Consider the following 25,263-nt stretch of genomic DNA (forward strand, 5'->3'; position numbering starts at 1 on the left):
CAACGAGATCCGCCCGCACGAGGCGATCTCCTGGAACCGGCCAATGGAGGTGCACCTGGGCCTGGCCGACCCCACCATCCCCAACTTCGAACGAGAAGAAATCCTGCCAACTACTTGACGCGGGACAATAGAAGCCACCCAGTAGAGCGGCAGCGTCCACAACATCCCCCGCGGCATGGCCAAGAACCGACTCTGACGTCTGCTCAGCCGACAACGCTTCCCGCAACGCATCGCGAGTTCGAGACCAGTCAACTCCGACACTCAAATCTCTCCCGAAAAGTGCATCATCTGATGAAGTTGGCCGGGGGTCAATCAACGAGCCCAACGTGTCAGCTTCCCGGAACCTGCTGTGCAACCGCCCAAGGAGCGCACGAAGCTCCGTATCCGCGCCGGCAAGGGCCTCCCAGTCCTCGTACTTGCCCCGGACCGGTACGCCAGAGCAGGCGATCTGTGGAGCGGGCAACTCGCGGAACCCACCCTGCTTCCAGGCTTCGAGCGCGACGTTGAAGGCGGCGATCTGGGTACAGCGCGGGTCGAGTTCGAGGCCATGGAGGTTGTCGCGGAGGACTGCATCTTGTGCCTCAGTCGGCGTGAGTCCCTCCTCCTCGGCACGCATGCGCCAGAGCATGCCGAACATTGCGACGACGAAGTGACCGGAGCCGCAGCAGGGGTCCATCACCGTCACGTCGGCAGCGCGCTCGGGCCAGTCGCTGAACGAACCGGCGGCAGGGGTGCCGTCCTCGTTGCGGCGCAGGTACTCCCAGCCGTCAAGCAGAGCAGATTCGGGGTGACGTGCGGCCCACCATGCTCCGAGCGAGTTCTCGAGCAGGAATCGAACCATGTAGTTCTCGGTGAAGAGCTGTGTGACGGGCGAGAGGTCGGCCCCGCCGATCTTGACGCCTGACTCGTTGACGCGCTTCTTCTCGGCCGTCTGCCAGAACTGATACACCCATCCGAGGGCGTCCTCCGTCGTGAAGACATCGGTAGGAATGTCGAGGAGGAGACGCTCCAACGCGGCTCGGTGTTCGGCTGCGAACTGGACTTGTACCGCGGGGTCGGTGAGGCGGAACACGCCGGGCAGAATCTCCGAGGCGAACCGCGCGGCAACGGCCCAGGCATCCGGCTCGCCAAGGTCAGACGCGAGATCGCTGCAGTCTTCCAATGACAACGGGATATCGCGGTAATCCGGATGCCGGAGCAGGCCATTGACTTCCAGGAAGCGCGCGAACAGCAAGCGATGCCACTGCTCGTAGGCAACGTCGTGCACCAGGTTGGTGAGCGGTGCACCTGCGCATGCGGTGTCATCGCCGAGCTGCCGTGCTTTGTCGCGGAGCGCGAGCCGGAGCTTGTTCTGCTCGTCACTCAGGTAGCCCGGACGGCTCGGCTCGGCAACCGCGAGAGCGCGCAGAGCATCCTCGGCTGCGCGTTGTGCAGCCTCGCGGGCGCGCTGCGTCTGGGCATCTAGAAAGCGTCGTTGGTCGAAGTTGAGGACTTTCGTCGTTTCTGTCGTCATGTCAGCCCTTCACCACCACGGTGTCGCTACCGTTGTTCAGGGCGTCGAGAAGCTGCATCCGCAGGGAGGTGATGTAGCGCTCGACCTCGTCGGCGCTGCTCAGGCTCGCCGTCGAAACCCGCACTGTGGCCGTCTTGGCCGCAGGTGTCGTGAGGTGAATGGCCGCTTCCAGCGCCCGCGAAGCCCGTTGCGGGATGGCGTCGAGTTCAGCGGTCCACCCCTGGAGCGGGCGAGTCTGCGCCGCACTCAGGACGGCAGCAGCATCTGCAAGGTTGGGCTCCGCCTCGATGCCGAGATGATGTTCCGTGAGGAGCGCCTCGCGCTGCGCTTCGTCGAGAGCCGTCCATGCTGGCTGCTGTTCGAGGCTGGCGACAGCCGTCGCGCGGGCGTCGCGCAACGCAACTGCCGCTTCGTGGATGGCATCGCGGAGCGCCTCGGCGAGTTCCTTCACGATCGGGGCGACTGGATCGGCCTCGGTGAGGAGATCACGGCTCGCGGCCAGTGCGTCGAGCCGCTCACGGGCCGCCGCGGCGGGCTCCAGCTCCGTGGCCGAGGATGCAAGCGAACGCGCCAGTTCGAGCGAGGGTGTGCGACTCTTGAGCCTACGTTCCAGGTCTCCGAGTTGGTCGTTGAAACTCGTGAGGTCACTCTTCGCTGCCAGCAGGGCGTGCACGCGGTCGTTTCCCGACGAGTCCACGATCGCCTGGATGCTGCCTGGCACTGTGATGTCAGGCAGCGGAGCAGGCCCGCTAACGCCTTTCGCGCGGTCGACGAGCGACTGGACGGCCTGATCGACGGCCGAGACGAGTCCGTCGTTGTCGGTCAGGAAGCCGAGGTTGCTCAGCAACTGGCGGGCTTGGATCTTCTCGGCGGGCTTGAGCACCGTGACCTCGCGGCGGAGGTGGACGTTGCCGAGGCGGGTCTGCTTGAGTACATCGGCCGTGGTCGCGTCGCTCCCGTTGAGCGTCGCACGGATCACTCCTGTGTCTAGGAGCACGCCGAGGGAGGCCATGAGTGCGTCGCGCGGCCAGCCGAGCGGCTTCGATGTCACGGCCTTCTCGACCTCACTCGCGGACGTGCCTGCCGGGCCGACGTGGCCGAGAATCTCTTTGACGACGGGATGCTGCTCTGGGTCGGCATCGAACTGGAGCACCTTCAGCGCGTCAGCTGCCGACCCGTTCTTCACTCGGTCCCTAACCATCGACCACCGGTTGTCGTCAGCCTCGGAGAACCGCGGGAACAGGCGGGTCGCGGCAGACTGCGCGCCGGCTTCGATGCGTTCGCGCAGTGAGAGCCCGTTCGGGGCCGTGCCGCCCCCGAGGAGCACGTTCGCCTTGGAGATCACGTCACGAACATGGGCATTCACCCGGTCCGTCGCCCGGTTGAGGCGGGTTTGCATCGCGCTTCGGGCCTGCTTGCCCTCATCATCCTGCGGGATTCCCTGCTGGTCGATCACTCTCTGCGCGGCGAGCTTGTTACGGACTGCCGCTACGAACGCCGGAGCCTGGAGTCGGGGAAGGTGGACGAGCACGATCGGCGAGTCAACTCCGAGGCTGCGCGCGGCCTCGTCGAACTGCTTCGCGGTTATACCCTCGTCCCACTCGGAGCGCAGCCACACCGGGATCGCATCCGATTCCGGCGGAGGCGAGGCGTCGGCGTGCAGCGCGAGCTTGCGGGATTCCTTGGCACGACCCTGCTGGATCGAAGCGGGTATCGACCGTCCGACCTCAGTGAGCAACAGCGAATCACGATCTGTGCTTACCTCACTGTCCGTGACTTGAGCGTGGTGCCTGCGGAATGCCTCGTCCCACTCGCGGCCCGCCTTAGTTTGAAGGCGGAACTCCTCGCCGTCCTGCTGAATGACGCCCTCTTCGGCGAGCGCTTCGAGCACCGCAGGCACCTGCTGCCGGAGCCGGTCCCCGTCGTGGGCGAGGTCCTCGACGAGGAGGTCGACGAGATGGTCTGCCGTCGCGCGGACGCCGATGTCGCCGTGACCCGACGTAGGGAGCAGACCGATGAGGTGGATGAGGCCGAGGATGCGGCCGCGCAGGGGGTCCTTCTGCCCCTGCTCGTGGATGAGCGTCTGCGTCTCCTTAAGAAGAAGACCCGCGCCGTTAAGGTCTTCGTTCTTCTGCGAGTAGAGGAAATCGGCGCCGACCACGGTGCCCACCGACTGGGGAGCGACCTTGCGGTTCGCCTCATGCACGATGCGGAGCTGGGAGCGCAGCTGACCGGCGCGGCCAGCGTCGGCCTGGCGAAGCACGCTCTCCCAGAAACGACGACGCAACGGGAGCAACGGGTAGTCCTCGACGAGGTCCTTGTCATCCGCCGCGGTGTGCTGAATCCTGCTGCCGATGAGTTGGCGGGAAATCTGCCCGGAAACCGACGCCAACGTGGCGTCAAGAGCAGGCTTCTTGGCAGGTTCCTTGCTGAGGAGCACACGGCGGACAACGGCGTCGACGTCCTGGTTCTTGAGCACGACCTTGACGGTGAAACGGTCCTGAATCTTCTGAAGCGTCGAATCAGCCGTCAACTCTTGCTGGCCCGTAGCTACAAGCAGCACCCGACCGTTCAGTTCGCGCGATACAGACTCAACAAGGTTCTGCACCTCCATCGCTCGGCCGCCGTCACTGCTGATGTACTGCTGCACCTCGTCGAGGACGATCAGCGACGGCGGGATCTGGCCATCGCCGACGTACTCAAGAATCTTCTTGAGCAGCGCGATCGTCTCATCCGTGGAGAACGAGCGGGTATCCGGCGGGAACTGGCTGCGCAGCGCGGCACGCACGTCCTTGGCCGACGCGGCAAACTGCGGGTCGGCTGCAAGGATCGCGTTCGCGAGCAGCGTGCTGAGGTTGTACTCGCCCAGTTCCTCGACGAGGTCGCCGCCGTTGGTCGCGACGTGATCGCGAACAGCGTCGAGGTGCCCGTTCCCCGCGAGCCACAGCGCAACCTGCGCGGGAGCGACACGCGTCGGCAGTCCTGCCGCGCCGAGGACGATCGAGAGAAACACCGAGTTGAGGGTGTCGCCGCTGCGATCGAGTGCACCTGCTGCCGCCCACGGTGCGGCACCGTCGCGGCGGCCGAGAGCTGTCAGCTCCGTCAACTGGTCGTGGATGCCCTGGGGGATGTTCGTCAGACCGCGCGCGGTCGCACCGTTCGGAAACCTAGTATCGGCCCACAGGTGCTGGAGTACTCGAACGAGGTGGGACTTACCGCTGCCATAGAAGCCCGACACCCACACAGCGGGCTGCGTCGTTCGATTCCGATGTCCGGTGTAGGAATCGAGGATGCGCTGGAGGCCGTGCTCGTACTCGCCCTCGCAGACGAAGCTCTCCAGCTCGTACTTGAGGACGTCCCACTGGTTGGAGTCCTCGGGACGGTCCACATTGGTTACGCCGTCGTTCGGAATCTCGAAGCTGAGTGGAGGCCGGACGAAGAGGTCATTGTTGGTCGTCACGCGATGTCCTTCTGTGGATCGATGACACGGGCGCGGTAGTTGAACCCATCGCGCGCGTCGAGCAAGCGGAATGAATGAGTCTCCGGGTCGTGAAGCCCGGGGAAGAGAACGAGAAGGCGTCCGGTGACCGCGGAGTCAACGGACTTGATTACGCTCGATGCTCGCAGGAACGGGAAGATCGAGCCGATGCCAACGAGTGCCACGACAGCGTTTTCAGGTGCCGTTTCGAGAGCCTGGCGGATGCGCGCGACAAGCGCTGTCTCAAACTGATCCAGGATCGACTGAGTGAGGTCGCTCGGCTCCTCGTAGAACGCCTCAGCATGGCGGTGTGACGAAAGCCAGCGGCCGAAGTCATCGGTGACGTCGATGACCACCCAGCCGCGACCCGCTTGGGTTGTCGCCAACTCGATGCTCGGCAGAGCATGCCGCATCTGCCGTTCCAGGTCGGGCGGGTATACGAGCATCCACACGCGCTCGCCGCCCGATACGTTGTCCTTCCAGGTCAGGGACAACTCGGCTTTGTAGGCATCGACGAGATCGGAGACGCGGCTCATGCGACACCCCCGAGAGTCGGAAAGGACACGTCGACCACGTTGCCGGCAACGAGCAGGTCAAGGAGACCTTCGGTGTGCGCGTCACGCAGTGCCTCCAACGTGCGGCCGGGAGCCAGCCCCAGCATCTTCGACCACGGGTTGTCGAGTACGCCGATGCCGCGTCCGCCGGCGAGGTGACCGAGGTAGGCCGCATACGCGATGGCCGCCGGACGGGCCTCAACCTCGGTGCGCACCTTCTTGGCGCGGCCCGCAAGGTGCCCGGTCTGGGTCCAGCAGGCCCCGGTATTGCGGCCAGTCTTCCCAAGGGTTGACTCGGACATCTCGCTGCCGAACTGAGCGGCGACGGCAGCGGTGAGGTCTGCCGAGGTCACGCTCGAACCCACCGGGAGGTCCGCGATCGCGGCGAACGACGCTCGGAGGACCTCGTCACGGGTGAAGGCCAGCAGCCCCGCCAGGAGTTGGCGCGATGCAGGGTCAATGTCCCAGAAACGCCGCAAGGCCGTGAACTCAGCACGCCCCGGGTCTAGGAAGTACAGCTCGCGCAGGTGGCGGAATGAACGCTGCCGCCCGGCCAGAGTCGGCCGTCCGAGGACGTTGCCGTCGACTACTACTTGGCGGTACTGCTCGGCGGGCGCATCGGATGGCACTTCGCGGAGGAGCTCCACCAGGTGTGGAATGCCAATCGTGTGGCTGGCGGTCGTTCGCAACGTGCCGAGCATGAAGTCACTCTCAGCGGCATGAGAACTCATCATTTGCCGGAGTCCTTCCTTCCAAACACGCACATCGCATCACTCACCTGGACCGGGGCATTGCGACTCTGTTCCGCGGTGGACTTCATCGCGGGTCCTATCTCAGCAGGAGCTTCTGACATTTGAGCCTTCACGGGGTGTCGTCTCCGACCGCTCCGCCTCGTCGCACCCAGTCGTCGATCTCGCTGGCCTGGAACTTCCAGAGGCGTCCGACCTTGTGTGCGGGCATGGCCTTCTCGGCGATCCATGTGTAGACGGTGTCTTTGGTGACCCCGAGGTGGGCGGCGATGTCGTCTGCAGACAGCCACGGCTCAGCCACGTTGGTCCTCCCTCGCTCTATGGCCCAGGCAGGCCAACACTCACGATGATACCGGTGGAGGTCCGGCTTGAACTGGGTTTCTCCGGGCGTGGCCGAACGAGACGGGTGCCGAGGGTGGTCGGTGCGCTCTGCCGATCAGCGCGGGACACGGGCCTTGAGCCAGGCGGTCACTGTCGCGTACCACCGGTCGGGGTCGGCGTTCCAGCAGAGGGTGTGGCCGGCGTCGAAGGTCTCCAGCTCGACGAGGTCCGGGTGGGCGTCTCGGAGTCCTTGTGAGAGCCGGATCGGTGCGGAATCGTCTCGGGTGCCGTGGAGGATCAGGGTCGGCGTGGCGAGGTCTGCGGCTCGGGATGTCCAGTCGAAGGAGCGAAGTGGGATGCTGCCCGGCAACCCGACTGCACGCGCCAGCGGGGTGACGGTGAGCCACGGGATCGCGAGGTGTCCGGCTGCTGCGGGCAGTCCGCTGCGAACACAGTTGGACTTGATGACCTCGCGCCAGTTCAGGACTGGTGAGTCGAGCACAAGCGCGGCGATCAACCCCTCGTGTCGCGGCCGGTCGGCGAGCTGGAGGGCAATCGCGGCACCCATCGACCAGCCGAAGAGCACGATTCGTTGGGCTCCGCGTCGGACGGCGCACCCGATGGCTTCGTCAACGTCTCTCATCTCGGTGCGGCCGAGGGTCACTCGGCCGGTGCCAACGTGTGGCCCTTCTGCTGTGTTGCGGTAGCTGACGACCAGTGAGGTGTACCCGAGCTCGGTCGCGACGCGGACGCCTCGAAGCGTGCCGGCACGGGTGCTGCCGAGGCCGTGGATGTGTATCGCCCAGGTCGAAGGGTCGCCGTCGATGCGCCAGGCCGGGCACGATCCTGCGGGAGCGGCGATGGCGATTTCGCGGGCATGAAGTCCGGCCTCGGCTGGGGTGGCGTAGTAGATGCCGCTCCACGAGGCGCGGTCGCCGACCTTCGGAGTGAAGCCCGATGTGGTGCCCGTGATCCTGCGGGCGACGCGAGTAGGTCCGCGATCGGTGATCTCTGCGGAGAGCTGTGCCCAGCGGTCGTGCTCGAACCAGAGGTTGTAGATGCCGTGCGCGGTGGTCTGGTCGGTGCGGTCGAGCACGATCAGGTCACCGTCGTCGTCGTGCTCGACTCCTCGGACGGGGAGGTCAAACGTGCGCGGGCCGACGGGTGCGGTGAGCCGCCTTGCGATTGCCCACCCGAGCCCGCCGACTGCTGCTGCCGCGATCCCGCCGCCGAGGGCGATGCGCCCGATCACGATTCACGCTCCTCGACGTTTGGAACGGGCAGCGTCGTTGCGACGGTGGTGTCGTTTCCGACGAGGTGGCTCTCGGCTCGTTCGAGCAGGGCGCGGTCTTCGGCGCTGATGTCGAAGGTGATGCGGGGGTCGATCATTGCGTCGCGGATTTCCACGATCACTCGGTGCAGGTGTCCCTCCGGGTCGTCGCTGTTGGCGGCGAGGGGGTCGGCTTGGCTCAGCCCGGGTCGCGCGCGTGTCGCTCGGAGCCAGAGCGGCTCCAGCTGCGCCGTGAACGAGATCGTGTTCCGTCGTCGGGCGTGGTGCTGGGCGCGGCGGACGGCGGGCTGGACCGCGAACCCGGCGCAGAGGAACACGAAGGTGAGGACGGAGAGCGGATCGTAGGCGGCCTGGATGGCGTGCATGAGGTCGAGTTGACCGGCTGCATGGGCGATGTCCATGACGATCACGGCGAGGCAGAGGGCGACGCCGAAGGTTGATCCGAGGCTGAGCAGCGCGGTGGGGAGGCGCTGGATGCCTGTGCTGTGTCGATACTGCCGTGCGGCGAGGACGAGCATCGTTGCGATGACGAGTGCTCCGTAGCTGAAGTTGATGATTGAGTAGACCGCTGTTGCTGGCTGTGCGCCGAGGTCGCTCATGAATCGTGTGGTGTTGGTGCCGCGGTCGATGAACAGGAACGATGCGGTGATTGCGAGTAGCGCGATGAGCAGGACGGGTGCGCTCACGGCGGCACGGACAAACCGGGGCCGGTACTCGCCGGACTTCATGACGCCGCGCCCGAGGAAGAACAGCCCGGTCATCAGCAGGGCGTCCGCGATCAGCGTCGCGATGTTCGTGCCGCCGAGGAGCGGATCGACGACCGTGTAGATGTCATCGACGTTCAGCGTCATCGCGATGGCAATGGTGATCGCGGCGTAGGTGATGCTTCTGTCGGTGCGCTTCCGGCGGAAAATGAGCAGGCTCGCCACGAGCGCCCACATGAGCGTCGCGACGAGCGTCTGGATCATCCGAAGACCTCCGAGTAGGCCGATTCGGCGAACACCGCCCCTCGGATGCCTGCGGCGAGCCGGTCGGCGAGGGACTCGGCGGCGATCTCGGTTTCGCTGTCGAGGTCTTGCCGAGTGAGCAGGCGTGCGCGGGTGTGCGGCGGGATGTTGGGCAGTAGTGCCTCGTCGACGGTGCAGTCGTCGCCGTCGCAGTGCCCGAGGATCATGTGGGCAAGCTCGTGGAGCACGAACTGCTGACGGTGCAGTGCGGAGTCGCTGCGGGCGTGGAGCACGAAGTCTTCGGCGGCGGTGGAGAGCAATGCCGCGCAGAGGCCGTCGTGGGCGTCGAGGTCTGCGAGTTCGACGATGCGGAGCCGCCGGTGCCGGCGGTCTTGGACGGTGTGGCGGAGGTTGTCGAAGGTAAAGGTGTTGCCGAGCTGAAGGCCCGCGACGGCCGCCGATACGGTCTGTTCGATATTCACGGTTCGCCCCTTGTCTGTGGGGAGCAGGACCGGTGGCGGCTCCGTGTCGTGCGGTACCGGTCAGTGCTCGGGCATGTGTGTCATTTCCTCGTCCAGGAACTTGGTGATGGCGTGGAGGGCTTTCGGCGAGATGTCGCCGAGGGTGCGCGCTGCGTAGGACTTCACCTTCGCTGCCCGCATGGACCGAACCAGATCGAGCTGCGCTGAGACCTTCTCGGGGGTAGCGGCACCGTCCTCGCCGAGCAGGAACGCGGCGTCCACGTCGAAGAACGCAGCGAGCCCCTCGAACACAGCGGGGTCTTGGACGTAGCGGTGGCCGTTGACCATGTACGTCCAGCGCGACCGTGACAGGTTGGTGCCTCGTTCGTGGAGGTAATCGGCGATCTGCGAGTAGGTCGGCTCAGTGCCGGACTCGGCAACGGCGACATCCATCAGGAGCCGTAGACGCTTGGCGAGGTCTTCGGCCGCAGCCTGGCTCTCGTCTTCGGTCATGGTGGCTGACCCCCTTCCCTTCGCGACGGGCAAGGCATCGATGTAGTCCACCCGGAGGGTGGTTGTGCATGCTCAACCGTACTCGTTGAGCATGCACAAATCAAGGCTTGCGCATGCTCAACGGTCGGTGTTAGAACAGGACTCCGGGACGCTTTGAGCATGCTCAATGCCGTGTCCCGGTCTCGGCTCGGGCTGCCTCAAGGAGGTGAACGATGTCCAGCTCACGGACTGGACGCGGGTGTTCGCGCCTACCTGCCAGGTGTACCGCCGCGCGCAACCTTGGCGCGGCCCGCCGAAGAGGAGGCCGGAGCATGGCATCGAACGAGGACGCCCGCGCGGCGCGAGAGGCGAAGCTCGACGAGCTGCACGAGAAACTGACCGACGCGGTCGAGTCGCTGGTCTCGGGTGACGACTGGCGGCAGGCGCTCGCCTTCGCCGCACGGTTCAGGTCGCGGTCATTCAACAACACGATGCTGATCTGGGTGCAGCACGAGGCCGCGTTCGAGGCGGGCCGCGTGCCCGAGCCCTTCCCCACCCTGGTCGCCGGGTACCGGCAGTGGCAGGGGCTCGGGCGGCAGGTGATGAAAGGGCAGACCGGGTACATGATCTTCGCGCCGGTGACGGGCCGGTTCGCGTCGTCCAATCCTGCCGATCCGAACTCCTGGCGTCGCTTGGGGCCGCGAGAGAAGCACAAGGTCAACGAGGTGGTGCGCTCGCGGATGGTCGGAGCGCGCCCGGCCTACGTGTGGGACGCCTCGCAGACCGACGGCGAACCGCTGCCGGTGCCGCCCGCTCCGACGCTGCTGGAAGGCGAAGCACCGTCAGGGTTGTGGGAGGGGCTGGCCGGGCAGATTCGCGTCGCGGGGTTTGAGGTGCGGCGGGTGCCGCACGAGGGGATGATCTCCGGCGCGAACGGCATGACCGACTACGAGGCGCGCACGGTCGCGGTGCGGGAGAACATGGACCCTGCCGCGCAGGTCAAGACCCTCGCGCACGAGTTGGCGCATGTGCTGATGCACGATCCCGACGACGAGGAGGCGCGGCAGCATCGCGGCATCCGCGAGGTCGAAGCCGAGTCCGTCGCGCTGATGATCGGTGCCGCGCACGGCATGGACACCGCCGGGTACACGATCCCGTACGTCTCGAGCTGGGCCGCCCGAGTGGACGGCCACGAGCCCGTCCAGGTGGTGCAGGCCACCGGCGAGAGGGTGCGGAAGACCGCGCTGGCGATCCTCGACCAGCTCGACACGCTCCAGGTCGGCGACGGCACCCCGCCCGGCCTCGACCGTGACACCCCCAGTCCGCGCACTTCCCGCACGGCTGCGCCTGCGGTAGAGACCGATCGTCCGCGTGCTGCGTCGGCGCTGGCGGGGCGGGGGCTGTGATGCCCGATCCATTCGATGTCCTTGCGGCGCTCATTCGCGTGGATCGCTCACCAAACCTGGCCTTGGCTGCGCAGAGTCTCGCGGCGGCGGGGGTGCCCGTGTTCCCGTGCCTCGTGGAGGGGAAGCGTCCGCTGACCCGCCGTGGGTTCCTCGACGCGAGCAGCGACCCGGAACAGGTTGCCGCGTGGTGGTCGCGCACACCGAATGCGAACATCGGCATCCCGACGGGAGCGGCATCGGGCGTTGTCGTCGTGGATGTCGATGTCCACGGCCCCCACGATGGCCGCGCGGCGTACCAGCGCGCCACCGAAGCGGGGCTCGTCGATGGAGCGGGTCTGCTGGTGCGCACACCCACCGGTGGCGCGCACGTGTACTTCCCGGCGACACCAGGCAGCGAGCAGCGTTCGTGGCAGGCAGCCGCTGCGGGTGTCGATTTCCGGGGCGACGGCGGCTACATCATCGCCCCTCCTTCCCGGCGAATCATCGACGGCAATGTGAAGCTCTACGAGGTCGCGGACATCGCCGCGCACTCGGTCGGCGCGGTGGATGCGGCACGTCTGCGGGACTTTCTCGACCCGCGCCCCGTCGCCCCACCACGTCCCAGCAGCGGCTCGATGGATATGGAATCTAAGCGGTTGGCGGCGTGGGTCGCCGGGCGGGGTGAGGGCGAGCGGAACCGTGGCCTGTTCTGGGCTGCCTGTCGCCTCGCCGAGAACGGCGTCTCGGCCGCCGATGCGCTCGATGCGCTGGGTGCTGCGGCACAGTCGGCGGGTCTGGGTGATCGCGAGATCGCCACGACCGTGCGCTCTGCCTACCGAGCCATTCAGCCCGCATCCGAGACCGCGTCAGACGGCCGGAGCCGGAACGTGGGTCGCTGGTTCGGTCGTTCGGCGAGCCCACCGTCCGCAGCCTTCGGGAGGGCGGGGCTGTGAGGCGAGAATCGGACGGGCGGCGCTGGGCAGCGATGACAGCGGCCGCGGGGACGGTGTTCATCGCCGCCGGAGCGTTCTGGCTATCGTTCACGTCGTTGGCCGATCTGGCCGCTCGCTCCGGGATCGGGGCTGGGCAGGCGTGGGCGTGGCCGCTGATCGTGGACGGCATCATCGTCGTCGCCACGGTCGCCGTCGTCGCCCTCGCCGGGCAACGCTCGGCCTGGTACCCGTGGGCGCTGCTGGTCGGCGGCGCACTCGTCTCGGTCACGGCAAATGCCATTCACGCCGTCGTCGCCGCAGACGCCGACGTGCCAAGGATGCTCGCGGCCTCGGTCGCCGCAGTGCCGCCCGTCGTTCTGCTGGCCATCACGCACCTGACCGTGATCCTCACCCGCACCACCGACGTCGAATCTGCCGCCGCCGCAAGCGGGGCCGTCACCGTCGAGTCCATGCCAGAGCTGCCCGCTGGCGAGCCGGAGACCACCGGTCGCGATGACGGTGTGGCGGATCGGCGCGCGATGGGGTGGGAGCTGCGAGAGGCGGGCTGGTCGAACAAGCGGATCGCCCGCGAGCTCGGGGTGCATCCCTCGACCGTGGGCCGCTGGTTCGCCGTCGCGCACCTCACTGACACCACCGACACCGCCGCCGAGCGGGAGGAGACCACCCCATGAACACCACCGACAACCCACAGCACATCGATCCCGCGAGGCCCGATCCGGCACGGCTGCTGTCCGAGGAGACGCGGGAGCGCCCCGAGCCCGCCGAGGTGACGAGTACGCCGGAAGCGGTGCGGGCCGCGCAGGTCGCCCGCGACGACAAGCAGCACGCGATCGTTCGCGGGCGGGGCGTGGAGTGGGTGCGCCCCACCGACCTGATCGCCCGGCACTCGGCGCACGCGGCCGGTCGTGGCCTCGACTTTCAGGCCGAGCTAGCACGCCGCACGCGCACCCCGATTGGGGCAGGCTTTCGTCGTCTCGGGGATCGTGCCCGGCGGTTGCCGCCGATCTCGGCGTTCGGACGCAGCACCGCACCGGCGTCGCAGATGTCCCGCCCTGGGGTCTCGATGAGTTGACGGTGGTGACAGGTCATGGCTGCGAAGGCATCGGCATGCGAGACGCGCTCGTGGGAGCGAGTGCGCACCTGCCTGCCAGGAGGTGCCGACACCATGACCACACCAACCCGCACCAGCACGAACACCGCTCCGATGGCCGACGGGGCTGAGGACTTCACCACCGGCGAGGGCCTACGCGCCCTGCTCAACCGCCTCGCCGAGGGCGGCGAGGATGCCTGGGTTCACGACCCGGTAGCCCGCGACCTGATGGAGTTCGCCGCCGACAAGTACCGCGCTCTGGCGAGGAAGCACAAGCTCGACACCTGGGAAGCAGTGACGGCGGCGTTCGACGCGATGCAGAACCGCTCGACCCGCGAGGCCAACGACCCGTGGGCGATCATCACCCACGCCGTGCGGATCACCTGCGTCTACGAGGAACGCGCCCAAGGGCTGCTCTGCTCGGTGCACCAGGCCCGCCGCGCGCACGTCTCGGCGTTCCACGACCCCGAACGATTCTCCGAACGCGATACCGCACTGGCCGACTACCACCCCGCGTTCCACACCACCGACCTGCGTCCCAGTGACCTCGAACCGGAGCCGCGCGACAGTCTCGGGTCGGCGCAGGCGTGCATGTCCGCCGGGTCGGCGGCCGAGGACGCAATCGCGATGCTGTGCCTGCTCGACTGGCCGACCGACACCGCACGGGCCGCGGTCGAGCACATCTGTGGAGCGTTGATGAAGGCCGGCACCCGCCAGTCCGCCTACGAGACGCTTCGCCGCGACCGGCACGCGCGGGCACTGCTCGACCTCCCGCGCCGCTCCTGGGCCGCCCTGCTGAGAGCGCTACTCGGGAACCCGCACCCGGCCTACGTCGCAACCAGCAGCGGTCGCGGCATCCTGCTCCGGCTCCTGCTGGGCGAGACCCTCGACCTGCTGCTCCGCGACGACGATCTGATCCTCGCGCTCGCTCTGGCCGCTCCGAGTAGTGGAGGCGGTGAATCGTCGTGACCGAGCCCCAGATCGGCAGCATCCAGCTCGACCGCACCGTCGAGTCGATCCTCGTCGGCACCCGGCACCGCGCCGACCTGGGCGACATCGACGCCCTTGCCGCGTCCATCGAACGCGACGGCCTCCTGCAACCGCTGACCATCACCATCGACGGTGTACTCGTCTGCGGCGCACGCCGCCTCGCCGCAATCAAACGGCTCGGCTGGCGCACCGTCAACGTGTGGGTGCGAAGCGGCCTCTCGGACCGGCTCGGGCAGCTCCTCGCCGAGCAGGACGACAACATGCTCCACAAGCCCTACACCCAGCTCGAAGCCGCCGGTCTCTACCGCGAGATCAAGCAGGTCATGGCCGAAGACGCCGCCCGCCGCAAAGCCGCAACCCAGTTCAGCAGCGAGAACCAGCCAGGAAACGACGGTGCGGGAAAGTTTCCCGCACCGTCAGACACCCCGCGCGGGCGAGCCGACGAGCAAGCCGCAGCGATGATTCCCGGTGGCGCGTCGTACAAGACACTCGACAAGATCGGCTACCTCGAAGACATCGCCAACAACCCCACTCAGCCCGAGACGTTGCGTGCGGAGGCCGCTGCAGGGCTGGAGCGGATCGAGGCCGGCGATCCGGTGCACCCGATCTATCAAGCGATCCGCGATGCCGACACCACCGCACGGGAGCGGCGCGAGGCCGAGATGCACGCCCGCGCCGAAGCCGCCGTGGCCCACGCGAAGTCGATCAAGAAGGGCAAGCGCACCCCACCCAAGCCGTTGCCGCTCGTCAGCGGTGACGGGCAACCCGTCCGCTACCCCCTGCGCGCGTTCGTCCAGACCTGGGGCGAACTGACGAACTGGTGGACCCACTATGACGCCAACACACTCGCGCGTGAGCTGACCGACGAGCAGTTCGAGAACTTCCTCGCCACCACCGACGGCACCCTCCGATTCGCCGACGCACTCCGAGCCGCCCGCGAAGGCATGACGGAGCGGCCACGCCTCCGCGCACTCTGACGACAACACCCGGTGCATGGTGCGCACCTGCTCGGCATGAGCCCTGCACCCACCGATCCCCGCCACCGCCGCCGACTCGTCGCCCTCATCGCTGTCGGCATCGTCCTGCTACTCCTCGCCAGCGTCGGCGTCTACGGACTCCTCACCGGCCCCCGAAGAAAGACCAGCCCCGATCCCGACCCGGAGCCCGGCCCAGTCACCACAGCACCGCCGACCGTGGCACCGAGCACGCCCACGCCGCCGCGGGTTCCAACAGTTCCGCGTTCGGCCGATCCTGCGACTTTCGCTCAGGGCGTCGCGTCCACGCTGTTTGCGTGGGACACGGCGTCGGGGCTGTGGCCGCTGGACTACACCTCGGCGATCCTCGCAGTCGGTGACCCCAGCGGGGACGAGCAAGCCGGGCTGGCCTCCGACGTGGCCGTCTACCTGCCGACCCGCGACGCCTGGATCGAGCTGCGGCAGTACGCCACCCGCCAGTACCTCACCATCGACAGCGCGTACGTCCCCGACGCCTGGGCCGACGCCGTCGCGCAGGCTCAGCCGGGGCAGCTCGCGGCAGGAACGACGGCCGTCACGATCGAGGGCACCCGCCGCCGAGCCGGGGTCTGGAATGGCCAGCCGGTCATCAGTGAGCATCCGGTCGCGTTCACCGTGTTCGTCGTCTGCGCCCCGACCTATCCGACGTGCCACCTGTTGCGGCTGTCGCAGCTCGACAACCCGCTGCGCTGAAGGGGTTGACGTCGTGTTCCGCAAAGCCGCCATCGCAGCCCTGGCGCTGCTGTTCTTCGCCCCTGCCGCAGCGCTCCTCGGGGTCGGGGTGCTGATGAACCCCGCTGCCGCCTACTGCGCCATCCCCGCCGGGACCGTGAATCTTGGCCCGATCCCGGACGCGCTCACCGTGACCACCGCGAACGGCGAGACCTTCACCCTGAATCGTCAGCAGCTCACGCACGCGGCAACGATCATCACGGTCGGCAACGGCATCACCGACGTGGGCCGGCCGGGAATCAAGATCGCGCTGATGGCAGCGCTCACCGAGTCCACGCTGCGGATGCTCACCAACACCGGCACCTACCCCGAGTCGGCCAACTACCCGAACGACGGCAACGGCGGCGACCACGACTCACTCGGCCTGTTCCAGATGCGCCCGCAATCCGGGTGGGGCACGGTCGCCGAGTTGATGGACCCGCAGTATCAGGCGCGCGCGTTCTTCGGCGGGCCGACCGGACCGAACTACCCCTCACCGCGCGGCCTGCTCGACATCCCCGGCTGGCAACAGATGGACCCCGGCGAAGCCGCCCAAGCCGTCGAGGTGTCCGCCTACCCTGACCGATACCGCAACTACGCGCCCATCGCTGACAGCATCCTGGCCGCCCTCACCAACGTCGGCAGTGCCGCTGGTGGCGTGGGTGGCCCGGCGGTCTCGTCGTCGCGGGTGGTGTTCCCGCTGCCCGAGGGCACCTGGGTGCTGACCTCGCCGTTCGGGATGCGCGTGCACCCGATCACTGGCGAACGGAAGATGCACACCGGCACCGACTTCGCAGCGCCCGACGGCACCCCGATCCTCGCCGCCGCTGACGGCGCCGTCAGCGTCGCGGAGTTCTCCGGCGGGTACGGCGGCCTCATCGTCATCGAGCACTCCATCGACGGCAAGACCGTCGCGACCGCGTACGCGCACATGTGGCAGAGCGGCATCCACGTCCGCGCCGGCGACCGTGTGAGCGCCGGGCAGCACATCGGAGATGTCGGCTCCTCGGGCATGTCCACCGGCGCACATCTGCACTTCGAGGTCCGGCCCGGCGGCACGAACGGTGAGGCCATCGACGCCGCAGCCTGGCTCAACGAGCACGGTGCCGCGAACCTGCCGACGGCGACCAGCGGATCACCCGCCGCCTGCAACAACACTGCTGGTGCGCCGACCGGTGTCGATGGAGACCCCGACCGGCTCGTCGACGATCCCACCAGCTCGGGCAAGATCACCGCTCGCATGCTCCACCTCTACCAGCAGACCCTCGCCGCGTTCCCCGACACCGGCTGGGGCTGCTACTCGCCCCGCCCCGGCACGAAGTCCGAGCATCCCCTCGGCAGGGCGTGCGACATCACCTTCGGCAACCGCATCGGCCAGCGCCCCACCCCGGCCCAGCTCGACGCCGGCTGGAAGGTCACCAACTGGATGGAGGACAACGCCGACGTGCTCGGCGTCGAGTACCTGATCTGGCAAGGCCAAATCTGGTCCCTCGCCCGAAACGCCGACGGCTGGCGACCCTACAACGGTGGCGGCATGCACGACCCCGCCTCCATCACCGGAGGCCACTACGACCACCTCCATGTCACCGTCAAGGTGTAAGGTCCGATGTTACATCTAATGTACGATTCGTACCTTAGATGTAAGCCGAATTCTCGGAGTTCTGCGGGATCGCGGTCGTCTCCAACCTAGTAGGGACACCCCACCTGACCAGGCGTTTCGCTGATGATCTTACATTTGATGCATGATTCTTACATTTAATGTAAGGTCGTGACATGGTGTTCTCAGACGATCAGGTGCCCGGTGCAGGGGCGTCGGCGTCTGACAATGTGTCGCTGCTGCGGCCGGCGGAGCAGTTCTTCGATGAGATGGTGACCGGCTGGTCGGCGCAGCAAACCTCGCGGATGCTCGCGGTGCAGACGATCCAGACCAGGGCATCGCAGGTGCGACGGTTCGCCGACTTCTGCGGGACTCCGCCCTGGCAGTGGTCGCCGGCAGACGTGGAGGAATGGACGACTCAACTCGTCTCGGGGTCGCGGCCCCTGTCGGTGTCCACCGCTCGGGCGTATCAGAACTCGATCGCGCTGTTCTGCGACTACCTGATCGACCACCGCTACGGTTGGGTTGATCGCTGCCTGGAACTGTTTGACTCGCACCCGGTGCAGGTCTGTCACGAGTGGAACACCGTGATTCATGTCAGCGATCACGAGGCACGACCAGGCGTGCGACCGCTGTCGCGCCTAGAGCTGCAGACGTTCTTCGACTATGCCGACGATCTGGTGGACCAGGCTCGCTCCTCCAAGCGGAAAGGCTGGCTGACGCTGTTCCGCGACGCCACGTTGTTCAAGATGATCTATGCGTTCGGGCTGCGTCGCCGCGAGGCCGCGATGCTTGACCTGCCCGACTTCACTCGCAACCCGCAGGGCTGGGAGTTCGGCCGGTTCGGGGTCTGCAACGTCCGCTGGGGCAAGGCGATGCGCGGCTCGCAGCCCAGACGCCGGGCGGTGCTGGCGGTGTTCGACTGGACGCGCCCGGTGATCGAGGAGTACGTGACCGAGGTACGGCCCCGCTTCGATCTTGCCGACAAGACGATCCTGTGGCCGACCGAGCGCCAGGGCCGCATCCGGCTCAAGCACATCGACGATCGCTTCGCCGACTGGCGCGATGACCTCGGCCTGGACCGGTCGCTGCACCCGCATTGCCTGCGGCACTCGTATGTGACGCATCTGATCGAGGACGGTTTCGACCCGCTGTTCGTCCAGCAGCAGGTCGGGCATCGCTGGGGCTCGACCACCGCCCTCTACACCGGCGTGTCCGGGGACTACCGCAACCGAACCCTGCGCCGCGCTCTGGACGCGGCGTTCATCTCACCAACAGCAGTTCAAGGAGGCTGATTGCCATGACGAAGACCGTTGCCTATCACTGGCACCTGCGCAAGGTGATGAACGAGCACGGCATGCAGTCCACGACTGATCTGGTGCCGCTGCTGGCCGACCGGGGCGTGGTGATGACCTCCACCCAGGTATATCGGATCGTGGTCGGCCAGCCTGAGCGGTTGAACATGGCGTTCCTGGCTGCGCTCTGCGATATCTTCGGCTGCACCCCGAGCGATCTGATCGAGCCCTACGTCGCCTCGGCCTCGCAGCGCGGCCGCAGGACGGGCACCACCGGCAAGGCCACCCCGCCGAAGAGCGGGAGCAAGAACCGCCCGACCCGCGCCACGATCCGCGGCGCCGACGAGTCCTGACCGCTTCGCGCAGGTCGTGCCTGGACTGCGATCTGCCGATCCAGCGCTCCAACGTCAGCGGGCCGCGTTGTCGTTGCGGTGACAAGCGTCTCGCCGCGACCCGCCAAGCCATGAAACGTGAAAGCCAGCAAGCGACGATCCTTGCCCTGCTGCGCACTGTTGATCCCAGCGTCACCGACGGCCTGGTCGAGGAACTGCTGGCCGAAGTCGCATCCGCGCCAAGTTCCCGGTCGCAATTGACCAAGCACCTCAGCGCTGATCCGGGCGTGCTCACCGCTGGCGGGTCGCGGATGCGCAAGGTCGTCGGCGAGTTCCTCTACGCCGCGATCACCGCCGGTGTGACCGGGCTCGTCTCACCCTCGTGCGCCCTGTGTTCACGGCCTCGCACACTGTTCCACTCCCACGGTGACGGCGAACGCATCTGCACGAGTTGCTACAGCCGACTGCGGGTCGCGACCTGCAGCGAATGCGGACGCGAAGGCCAGCGCATCAATGTCACTATCGGGCACAGCCCAGTCTGCGAATGCTGCCATCAGCGCCATCGTCCCCAGGAAGTCTGCGCTGGTTGCGGACGGATGCGCGTACTCACACGTTCCCGTGACGACGGCCTGGGCTACTGCCGCGGATGCCGAGCCGAACGAGGAAGGTGTGAGGTCTGCTCCGGTTGTGGCAAGACGCGCCGGGTCAACGCTCGGACCGAAGCTGGCGACGCGCTCTGCGGCACCTGTTACACCCGGACCCGCACCGCCGAGGACGCGTGCGACGAGTGCCGAGCCATCGGACCATTGGCGGCCAGAGCTGGCGGCAGACGTGATGGCTCACAGAACCTCTGCGCACGCTGCTACCGGCATCCCAAGAGGCCCTGCGGCCTTTGCGGACGGCTCAAACGAGTCGCGCTGCGGGCCACCGACACGACGCCGGACGTCTGCCCGACCTGCTACCAAGCACCTGTGATCGACTGCTCGATCTGCGGTCAGCAGGCCCTCGGTCGTCGCGCCACGAACCACGGTTCACCGCGCTGCTTCGCTTGCCAAGCCGCCGGGCTGATCGACACCGCGCTCACCGGCCCCGACGGGAGCATCCGCCCCGAGCTCATTCCCGTCCGTGATGCGCTGACCGAACTCGAGCGTCCTCGGTCACTGCTGAACAACTGGCACAGCCTCGCCAGCATGCGGCTGCTGACCGACATCGCCCAGGGGAGGATCGAACTCAGACACGAGGCCCTCGACGCGCAACCGCAGGTGTTCTCGGTCAACTACCTTCGCGCCATGCTCGTCGCCGCCGGGGCGCTGCCTCCACGCGATGAGAATGCCGCCCGGTTGTACCGCTACGCCGCCACAGCCGCAGACGAAGTGACTGACCCCGAGCTGCGCAGCGTGCTCACTCGCTATGCCCGCTGGCATGTCTGCGGCCGCGTCAAAACCGACCGACACCAGCGGATCGCCCCCAACGTCGCGGCACGCTGCCGAGCCGACATCGACACCGCCCACGCGTTCGTCGATCACCTCACCGCAAGCGGGCACGACCTGGACGACTGCCCGCAAGCCTGCCTCGATGCCTGGATCACCACTGATCGCAGCCGACGCCTCGGCTTCATCCGCTGGCTCAAACGAGGCGGCTACCTTGCCCTGACCCGGTTACCTGAGCCTGTTCCTCGCAAGGACCCCGATCACGAGGTCGACCCCGACGACCAGATCGCCCTGGCCCGCCGCCTCCTGCATGAACCCGACAGTGGCAGCATCGAGGATCGTGCCGCAGCCTGCCTGATCTTGCTCTATGCCCAACCTGCCGCGAAGCTCGCCACCCTCACCATCAACGATATTGAGATTCGCGGCGGAGACACCTACCTCGCCCTCGGCCCCGAACCTCTGCTGCTCATCCCGCCCTTGGACGCACTCGTCACCGCGCTACCAGTCGCCAAGCCATTCGGCCCCGCAAGTACGCTTGCCAGCCCCCGATGGCTGTTCACCGGGAAAATCGCCGGCAGCCATCTGCACCCAGCATCCCTGATGCGCCGCATGCACCGGCTCGGAATCACCACCAGGGCCAGCCGAAACACGGCGATGCTGTACTTGGCCTCGACCACCCCACCGGCCGTGTTCGCATCCCTAATCGGCGTTAGCATTGGCGCCGCGACCCGCTGGGCCACCCTCGCCGGTGCTTCCTGGAACACCTACGCCGCTGCCCGCCGATAGGCACGCCGGCGCGAAAGGTCCAGATCCGCCGCGACGGATGGCCCGACTACTCCCACCTCCTTGCGGTGCTGGTTCGAGCTCCTTGTCTGCCCCCGCCCTCCGACGGAGATATCCGCACTGCCCGCGGCACTGTTCACGCGCAGCACGACAGGAGCGACGGGTCGGTGGTGAAGGCCTTGGCGGCGATCCGGATGCCCTCGGCCATGGTCAGGTAGGGGGCCCAGGCGTCAGCGACCTCGGCGACCGTCTTGCCGAGCACGTGGACTCCGGCGGCGGCGAGCTCGCCGGCCTCCTTGGCGACGGCGGTGATGCCGAGGATCTTCCCGGTGTCGGCGTCCACGACGATCTTGATGAAGCCGCGGGTGTCGCGGTTGACCAGTGCGCGGGGCACGTGGTGCAGCGGCAGGACGCGGCAGTCGCAGCGGATCCCGGCGGCGACGACGTCCTTCTCGGTCATCCCGACCGCGCCAATCGCCGGGCCGGTGAACGTGACCCTCGGCAGTCGGGCGTAGTCCACGGCCCGGTCGGCGTCGGCGAACGCGTTCTCGGCGACGAGGGTGCCGTGGTGGGCGGCGACGTAGACGAACTCGGGGTGGCCGGTCACGTCGCCCGCCGCCCAGATCCGCGGGTGGGAGGACTGCATCCGGTCGGAGACGACCACCTCGCCGAGGTCCCCGGTCTCGACCCCGACCCTGTCGAGGCCGAGCCCGTCGGTGACTGGTCGTCGTCCGAGGGCGACGAGCACCTGGTCGGCGCGGAACTCCTCCCGCCCCCCGGCCACATCCGCGGTGACGACGGCCTGCCCGGTCGCGGCGTCGCGGGACACCCGCGTCGGCAGCGCGCGGCGGACCACCCGGATGCCCTCGTCGGCGAACACCTCCTGCAGCGTCCTGGACACCTCCGGCTCCTCCTTCGACGCGAGCCGGGACCGGACCAGCACGGTGACCTGGGAGCCGAGCCGGGCGAACAGCTGCGCCTGCTCCAGGGCGACGTAGCCGCCGCCGAGCACGAGCAGGGACTCAGGGAGTTCGGTCAGCTCCATCGCCGTGGTCGAGGTCAGGTACCCGGTCTGGTCCAGGCCGTCGATCGGCGGGGCCCACGGCCGAGAGCCGGTCGCGACCAGGTAGTGCCCGGCCTCGATCGTCTCGGTGCTCCCGTCGTCCCCGGCGACCTGGAGGACCGGAGCGTCAGGGGTGCCGGCGAACGCGGCGTCGCCGCGGCGGACGGCCCACCCGTAGGAGTCGGCGACGTCGGCGTACTTCTCGCCCCGCAGCGACTCGACCAGCGCCTGCTTCCCGGCGATCAGGGCGGGCATGTCCACTGGCCCCGCCGTCGTCGCGATCCCCGGGAACCGGTCGGCGGCGTCGGCCGCGGAGTGCCGTGCGTCGGCCGCGGCGATCAGGGCCTTCGACGGCACGCAGCCGGTGTTCACGCAGGTGCCGCCGAGCGTCCCGTGCTCGATCATCACCACCGACTTGCCGAGCGTGGTCGCGCGGATCGCGGCGGCGAACGCACCACCGCCCGATCCGATGATGGCGAGGTCGTACTTCGTGGGCATCGCAGCTCCCGTCACTTGGGTTTCTCTTCTTTCTCGGCCATACTGGACCTTCCAGTGCAGGGGAAGGTCAAGAGGGATTCTGCCGAAAGAAAAGGGGGCCTGCGATGCGCATCGGGGAACTCGCCGAGCGGGCGGGAACGACGGCGAAGACGCTGCGGTTCTACGAGGAGCAGGGCCTGCTGCCCCCGGCCGAGCGCACGCCGTCCGGATACCGCGACTACGCGCCCGAGACGGCCGCCCGGATCGACTTCGTCCACCGCGGCCAGGCCGCGGGCCTCACCCTCGCCCAGATCCGCCAGATCCTCGACATCCGCGACGACGGCGCTGCTCCCTGCGAGCACGTGCGCGACCTCCTCGACGCGCGCCTCGCCGAGATCGAGCAGCAGATCGCCCAGCTCGCCGCGCTGCGCGACACCATCACCGAGCTCAGACGCGACGCCGCGCACCCGGAACCGGCGACGTGTAGCCCGGACCAGGTCTGCCGCTACCTATAGCTCTCCGGAACTAGGAGACAGTTCGCGGCAGGTCACTCGGTCGCTATACCAGCACGCCCCCCAGGTGATGCGTACACACCTGAGTCGTATGAGCATGCAATCAAGGGCACTACTCCGTCATTTTGATCATCTGACCCTGCCGGTCGGGTGATCGACGATGGGTGTCTTCCCCGACTTCGACGGGCTCGGCGGCATCGGCGACCTCCGCGCCGTCGTCGGCGCGCTCCTGACATTCGTCCTGATCGTCGCAGTCCTCATGCTCATCGTCTCCGCGATCGTCTGGGCCATCGCGACAGCCCACGGCAACTACGCCACAGCTAGCAAGGGCCGCATCGGTGTCCTCGTCTCCGTCGGCGCGGCAGTCCTCGCCGGAGGTGGCGTGACCTGGATGAACTGGCTACTCACAGTCGGTTCAAGTTTGTAGCTGCGGCGTCGCGGTCATCGGTCCGATTCCTCCGCGTCGGCGCTCGCTGTCTCGCACTGGTCGAGCAGGCGCGCGAGGTAACTGTATGCCGCGAGGCGCTCCATCGCTTCCTGCTCGGACAGTTCGGTGCGCGTGTGCGTCGTCACGTTGCGGACCGTGAGGTTCAGACCAGTGGCCAGCGCGTTGAGGGCCTTAGCGAGCGGTTCAAGACCACCGCGCATGCTCTTCACCGTCGTGTCATCCGACCTTCCCGGCCAGGTGAGCTTCGGCTTGCCCGGTTCAGGAGCGCCCGGCGATAACGTCTGCTGCCAGAAGACCGTGTCATCGACATCGTTCCGGCCGAGACGTTCCTTCCAGTGGACCGTGAGGCCTTCGGCCGCTTCACGAACTGCAACTCGGTACTGATGCGTCGTCCAATGGGCGGAAGCACCAGCCCAGACCACGGGGTGAAACTGTGCGGGAGCGAAGGTCGGAATGTCAGAGTCCGTACGTGACTCGGCGTCGACGATCATCGCGTCGAGCCTGCCCTTGACGTTGGCGGTCGTAGTCCGAATATCCCGAGGCGCGATGGGGGCCTTGGGCGCAGACATAAATGACCAGTTGGAGATCGGGTCGATCGCTCCGAGACCAGCGATCCCAATGTAGGCGCCGGTCACTGACACAGCGCTCGCCGCCAGGCCAGCAGCCTCCGCGACACCGAGTTCGAGCCGTTGAACATCGCTCTGATCCTGGCCTTCCTTTGTCCACACAGTGGGAAAGAGTCCGCGCGCCGACATGTGATCCGACTCAACCTGAGTGCTCATCCAGGCGTCGAACGCTTCCTCGAACTTCTCAACAGCGGCACGCAATCGCTGGAGGTAATCCACCCCGTACTGACTCATGTTCCTTGCACCTCTCGTCCGGCGGTCCCGTGCGGGCGAGCGACGCACAGATACTCCAAGGCTACGGGCGGCCACCGCGGGGACGGGACGGCGACGAGCGCGCACCTGTCGCGTGTACCCCGTCTGCGAGTTCGTGGGCGGGCCGCCCGTCGCCAAGGAGACCTACCGTGTTCGATCTGCTCACTACCGTCATGTCCGCGCCGTTGCTGGTGCCGATGGACATCAACATCGACCCCAATACCAATGGCCTGCCGGGCATCAACCAGCTGCGCACCATCGTCGGCGCGGTGATGACCATCGGCCTGATCCTCAGCGTGCTCGCGCTGATCGTGTCCGCGATCGTGTGGGGCTTCGGCGCGAACTCCTCCAACCCGCACCTCGCCTCGCGCGGGAAGATCGGCGTCCTCGTTTCCTGCGGCGCGGCGGTGATCTGCGGCGCGAGCGTGACGCTCATCAACTTCTTCTGGAACGTCGGCCAGTCCGTCTGACCCCGCCTGTCGTCGAGAGCTGGTGTCCGT

25 protein-coding genes are annotated in these 25,263 nt (G+C 67.3%); 14 read left to right on the top strand and 11 right to left on the bottom strand.

Annotated features, from left to right (window positions below):
* The 9 genes from J4H92_RS14555 to J4H92_RS14595 form a co-directional block, all read right to left on the bottom strand.
* Positions 1 to 1,513: BREX-1 system adenine-specific DNA-methyltransferase PglX (locus J4H92_RS14555; RefSeq protein ID WP_208098915.1), on the bottom strand; the 1,513-nt coding region annotated here is incomplete at its 3' end.
* 1 nt (position 1,514) lies between these two features.
* Complete coding sequence (brxC, locus tag J4H92_RS14560) at positions 1,515 to 4,973, bottom strand: BREX system P-loop protein BrxC (RefSeq protein ID WP_208098916.1); 3,459 nt, start codon at positions 4,971 to 4,973, stop codon at positions 1,515 to 1,517.
* The gene (locus J4H92_RS14565; protein WP_208098917.1) at positions 4,970 to 5,527 is read right to left on the bottom strand and encodes a BREX protein BrxB domain-containing protein; all 558 of its coding nucleotides are present in this window, start codon (positions 5,525 to 5,527) and stop codon (positions 4,970 to 4,972) included. Before J4H92_RS14565 ends, brxC begins: the two co-directional genes overlap by 4 nt.
* Entirely contained in the window at positions 5,524 to 6,246 is a 723-nt protein-coding gene (locus J4H92_RS14570) for a hypothetical protein (RefSeq protein WP_208098918.1), read from the bottom strand. The genes J4H92_RS14565 and J4H92_RS14570 overlap by 4 nt, the downstream gene beginning before the upstream one ends.
* Before the next feature lie 160 nt (positions 6,247 to 6,406).
* A complete protein-coding gene (locus J4H92_RS14575) occupies positions 6,407 to 6,595 on the bottom strand; it encodes an excisionase family DNA-binding protein (protein ID WP_208098919.1) in 189 nt (62 codons plus the stop codon).
* 135 nt (positions 6,596 to 6,730) lie between these two features.
* A complete protein-coding gene (locus tag J4H92_RS14580; protein WP_208098920.1) occupies positions 6,731 to 7,867 on the bottom strand; it encodes an alpha/beta fold hydrolase in 1,137 nt (378 codons plus the stop codon).
* Positions 7,864 to 8,874 (bottom strand): MAB_1171c family putative transporter, encoded by a 1,011-nt coding sequence (locus tag J4H92_RS14585; protein ID WP_208098921.1) that lies wholly within the window; start codon positions 8,872 to 8,874, stop codon positions 7,864 to 7,866. The genes J4H92_RS14580 and J4H92_RS14585 overlap by 4 nt, the downstream gene beginning before the upstream one ends.
* A complete protein-coding gene (locus tag J4H92_RS14590; RefSeq protein ID WP_048548410.1) occupies positions 8,871 to 9,335 on the bottom strand; it encodes a hypothetical protein in 465 nt (154 codons plus the stop codon). Before J4H92_RS14590 ends, J4H92_RS14585 begins: the two co-directional genes overlap by 4 nt.
* A 60-nt stretch (positions 9,336 to 9,395) precedes the next feature.
* Entirely contained in the window at positions 9,396 to 9,827 is a 432-nt protein-coding gene (locus J4H92_RS14595) for a hypothetical protein (RefSeq protein ID WP_094182230.1), read from the bottom strand.
* A gap of 311 nt (positions 9,828 to 10,138) precedes the next feature.
* Between J4H92_RS14595 and J4H92_RS14600 the strand changes: the two genes are divergently transcribed.
* The 11 genes from J4H92_RS14600 (at position 10,139) to J4H92_RS15525 (ending at position 21,388) form a co-directional block, all read left to right on the top strand.
* Entirely contained in the window at positions 10,139 to 11,212 is a 1,074-nt protein-coding gene (locus tag J4H92_RS14600; RefSeq protein ID WP_208098922.1) for an ArdC-like ssDNA-binding domain-containing protein, read from the top strand.
* A complete protein-coding gene (locus J4H92_RS14605) occupies positions 11,212 to 12,144 on the top strand; it encodes a bifunctional DNA primase/polymerase (protein ID WP_048549360.1) in 933 nt (310 codons plus the stop codon). The genes J4H92_RS14600 and J4H92_RS14605 overlap by 1 nt, the downstream gene beginning before the upstream one ends.
* A gap of 32 nt (positions 12,145 to 12,176) precedes the next feature.
* Entirely contained in the window at positions 12,177 to 12,815 is a 639-nt protein-coding gene (locus J4H92_RS14610; protein ID WP_064862086.1) for a DUF2637 domain-containing protein, read from the top strand.
* Positions 12,812 to 13,216, top strand: a complete 405-nt coding sequence (locus J4H92_RS14615) for a hypothetical protein (RefSeq protein ID WP_208098923.1) — start codon at positions 12,812 to 12,814, stop codon at positions 13,214 to 13,216. Before J4H92_RS14610 ends, J4H92_RS14615 begins: the two co-directional genes overlap by 4 nt.
* Before the next feature lie 93 nt (positions 13,217 to 13,309).
* Positions 13,310 to 14,203 carry a hypothetical protein gene (locus J4H92_RS14620; RefSeq protein WP_064862096.1) on the top strand — a complete coding sequence of 298 codons (894 nt, stop codon included), beginning with the start codon at positions 13,310 to 13,312 and terminating at the stop codon, positions 14,201 to 14,203.
* Positions 14,200 to 15,201, top strand: a complete 1,002-nt coding sequence (locus J4H92_RS14625; RefSeq protein WP_208098924.1) for a ParB N-terminal domain-containing protein — start codon at positions 14,200 to 14,202, stop codon at positions 15,199 to 15,201. Before J4H92_RS14620 ends, J4H92_RS14625 begins: the two co-directional genes overlap by 4 nt.
* A gap of 36 nt (positions 15,202 to 15,237) precedes the next feature.
* Positions 15,238 to 15,930 (top strand): hypothetical protein, encoded by a 693-nt coding sequence (locus J4H92_RS14630; RefSeq protein WP_208098925.1) that lies wholly within the window; start codon positions 15,238 to 15,240, stop codon positions 15,928 to 15,930.
* A gap of 13 nt (positions 15,931 to 15,943) precedes the next feature.
* Entirely contained in the window at positions 15,944 to 17,548 is a 1,605-nt protein-coding gene (locus tag J4H92_RS14635; RefSeq protein ID WP_208098926.1) for a VldE C-terminal domain-containing protein, read from the top strand.
* A 173-nt stretch (positions 17,549 to 17,721) separates the two neighbouring features.
* Positions 17,722 to 18,840, top strand: coding sequence for a tyrosine-type recombinase/integrase (locus J4H92_RS14640; RefSeq protein WP_208098927.1), 1,119 nt, complete (start codon positions 17,722 to 17,724; stop codon positions 18,838 to 18,840).
* A gap of 5 nt (positions 18,841 to 18,845) precedes the next feature.
* Positions 18,846 to 19,193, top strand: a complete 348-nt coding sequence (locus J4H92_RS14645; RefSeq protein WP_144588645.1) for a helix-turn-helix domain-containing protein — start codon at positions 18,846 to 18,848, stop codon at positions 19,191 to 19,193.
* Positions 19,194 to 19,303: 110 nt separating this feature from the next.
* On the top strand, positions 19,304 to 21,388 hold the full coding sequence (locus J4H92_RS15525) for a hypothetical protein (protein ID WP_243752429.1): 2,085 nt from the start codon (positions 19,304 to 19,306) through the stop codon (positions 21,386 to 21,388).
* Positions 21,389 to 21,521: 133 nt separating this feature from the next.
* Here the strand turns inward: J4H92_RS15525 and merA are convergent, their stop codons facing one another.
* On the bottom strand, positions 21,522 to 22,946 hold the full coding sequence (gene merA / locus J4H92_RS14655) for a mercury(II) reductase (RefSeq protein WP_144588647.1): 1,425 nt from the start codon (positions 22,944 to 22,946) through the stop codon (positions 21,522 to 21,524).
* 104 nt (positions 22,947 to 23,050) lie between these two features.
* Here merA and J4H92_RS14660 point away from each other — a divergent pair, with 104 nt between their 5' ends.
* On the top strand, positions 23,051 to 23,440 hold the full coding sequence (locus J4H92_RS14660) for a heavy metal-responsive transcriptional regulator (protein WP_144588649.1): 390 nt from the start codon (positions 23,051 to 23,053) through the stop codon (positions 23,438 to 23,440).
* 157 nt (positions 23,441 to 23,597) lie between these two features.
* Positions 23,598 to 23,864: a DUF6112 family protein gene (locus tag J4H92_RS14665; protein ID WP_144930900.1), complete on the top strand. Its 267-nt coding sequence runs from the start codon at positions 23,598 to 23,600 to the stop codon at positions 23,862 to 23,864.
* 14 nt (positions 23,865 to 23,878) lie between these two features.
* On the opposite strand, the gene J4H92_RS14670 is transcribed toward J4H92_RS14665, so the two are convergent.
* Positions 23,879 to 24,745 (bottom strand): TIGR02391 family protein, encoded by an 867-nt coding sequence (locus J4H92_RS14670; protein ID WP_208098928.1) that lies wholly within the window; start codon positions 24,743 to 24,745, stop codon positions 23,879 to 23,881.
* 191 nt (positions 24,746 to 24,936) lie between these two features.
* Here J4H92_RS14670 and J4H92_RS14675 point away from each other — a divergent pair, with 191 nt between their 5' ends.
* A complete protein-coding gene (locus J4H92_RS14675) occupies positions 24,937 to 25,233 on the top strand; it encodes a DUF6112 family protein (RefSeq protein ID WP_227007205.1) in 297 nt (98 codons plus the stop codon).
* The last annotated feature ends 30 nt before the right edge of the window (positions 25,234 to 25,263 follow it).

Source organism: Leucobacter weissii (genome assembly GCF_017565745.1).
Taxonomy (GTDB): Bacteria; Actinomycetota; Actinomycetes; order Actinomycetales; family Microbacteriaceae; genus Leucobacter; species Leucobacter weissii.

Coding starts and splice junctions, on each gene's coding strand:
- J4H92_RS14565 (WP_208098917.1), bottom strand. CDS start 5,527: ATGAGCCGCGTCTCCGATCTCGTCGATGCCTACAAAGCCGAGTTGTCC.
- J4H92_RS14570 (WP_208098918.1), bottom strand. CDS start 6,246: ATGCTCGGCACGTTGCGAACGACCGCCAGCCACACGATTGGCATTCCA.
- J4H92_RS14585 (WP_208098921.1), bottom strand. CDS start 8,874: ATGATCCAGACGCTCGTCGCGACGCTCATGTGGGCGCTCGTGGCGAGC.
- J4H92_RS14595 (WP_094182230.1), bottom strand. CDS start 9,827: ATGACCGAAGACGAGAGCCAGGCTGCGGCCGAAGACCTCGCCAAGCGT.
- J4H92_RS14600 (WP_208098922.1), top strand. CDS start 10,139: ATGGCATCGAACGAGGACGCCCGCGCGGCGCGAGAGGCGAAGCTCGAC.
- J4H92_RS14605 (WP_048549360.1), top strand. CDS start 11,212: ATGCCCGATCCATTCGATGTCCTTGCGGCGCTCATTCGCGTGGATCGC.
- J4H92_RS14610 (WP_064862086.1), top strand. CDS start 12,177: ATGACAGCGGCCGCGGGGACGGTGTTCATCGCCGCCGGAGCGTTCTGG.
- J4H92_RS14615 (WP_208098923.1), top strand. CDS start 12,812: ATGAACACCACCGACAACCCACAGCACATCGATCCCGCGAGGCCCGAT.
- J4H92_RS14620 (WP_064862096.1), top strand. CDS start 13,310: ATGACCACACCAACCCGCACCAGCACGAACACCGCTCCGATGGCCGAC.
- J4H92_RS14630 (WP_208098925.1), top strand. CDS start 15,238: ATGAGCCCTGCACCCACCGATCCCCGCCACCGCCGCCGACTCGTCGCC.
- J4H92_RS14640 (WP_208098927.1), top strand. CDS start 17,722: ATGGTGTTCTCAGACGATCAGGTGCCCGGTGCAGGGGCGTCGGCGTCT.
- J4H92_RS14645 (WP_144588645.1), top strand. CDS start 18,846: ATGACGAAGACCGTTGCCTATCACTGGCACCTGCGCAAGGTGATGAAC.
- J4H92_RS15525 (WP_243752429.1), top strand. CDS start 19,304: ATGAAACGTGAAAGCCAGCAAGCGACGATCCTTGCCCTGCTGCGCACT.
- merA (WP_144588647.1), bottom strand. CDS start 22,946: ATGCCCACGAAGTACGACCTCGCCATCATCGGATCGGGCGGTGGTGCG.
- J4H92_RS14660 (WP_144588649.1), top strand. CDS start 23,051: ATGCGCATCGGGGAACTCGCCGAGCGGGCGGGAACGACGGCGAAGACG.
- J4H92_RS14665 (WP_144930900.1), top strand. CDS start 23,598: ATGGGTGTCTTCCCCGACTTCGACGGGCTCGGCGGCATCGGCGACCTC.
- J4H92_RS14670 (WP_208098928.1), bottom strand. CDS start 24,745: ATGAGTCAGTACGGGGTGGATTACCTCCAGCGATTGCGTGCCGCTGTT.
- J4H92_RS14675 (WP_227007205.1), top strand. CDS start 24,937: ATGTCCGCGCCGTTGCTGGTGCCGATGGACATCAACATCGACCCCAAT.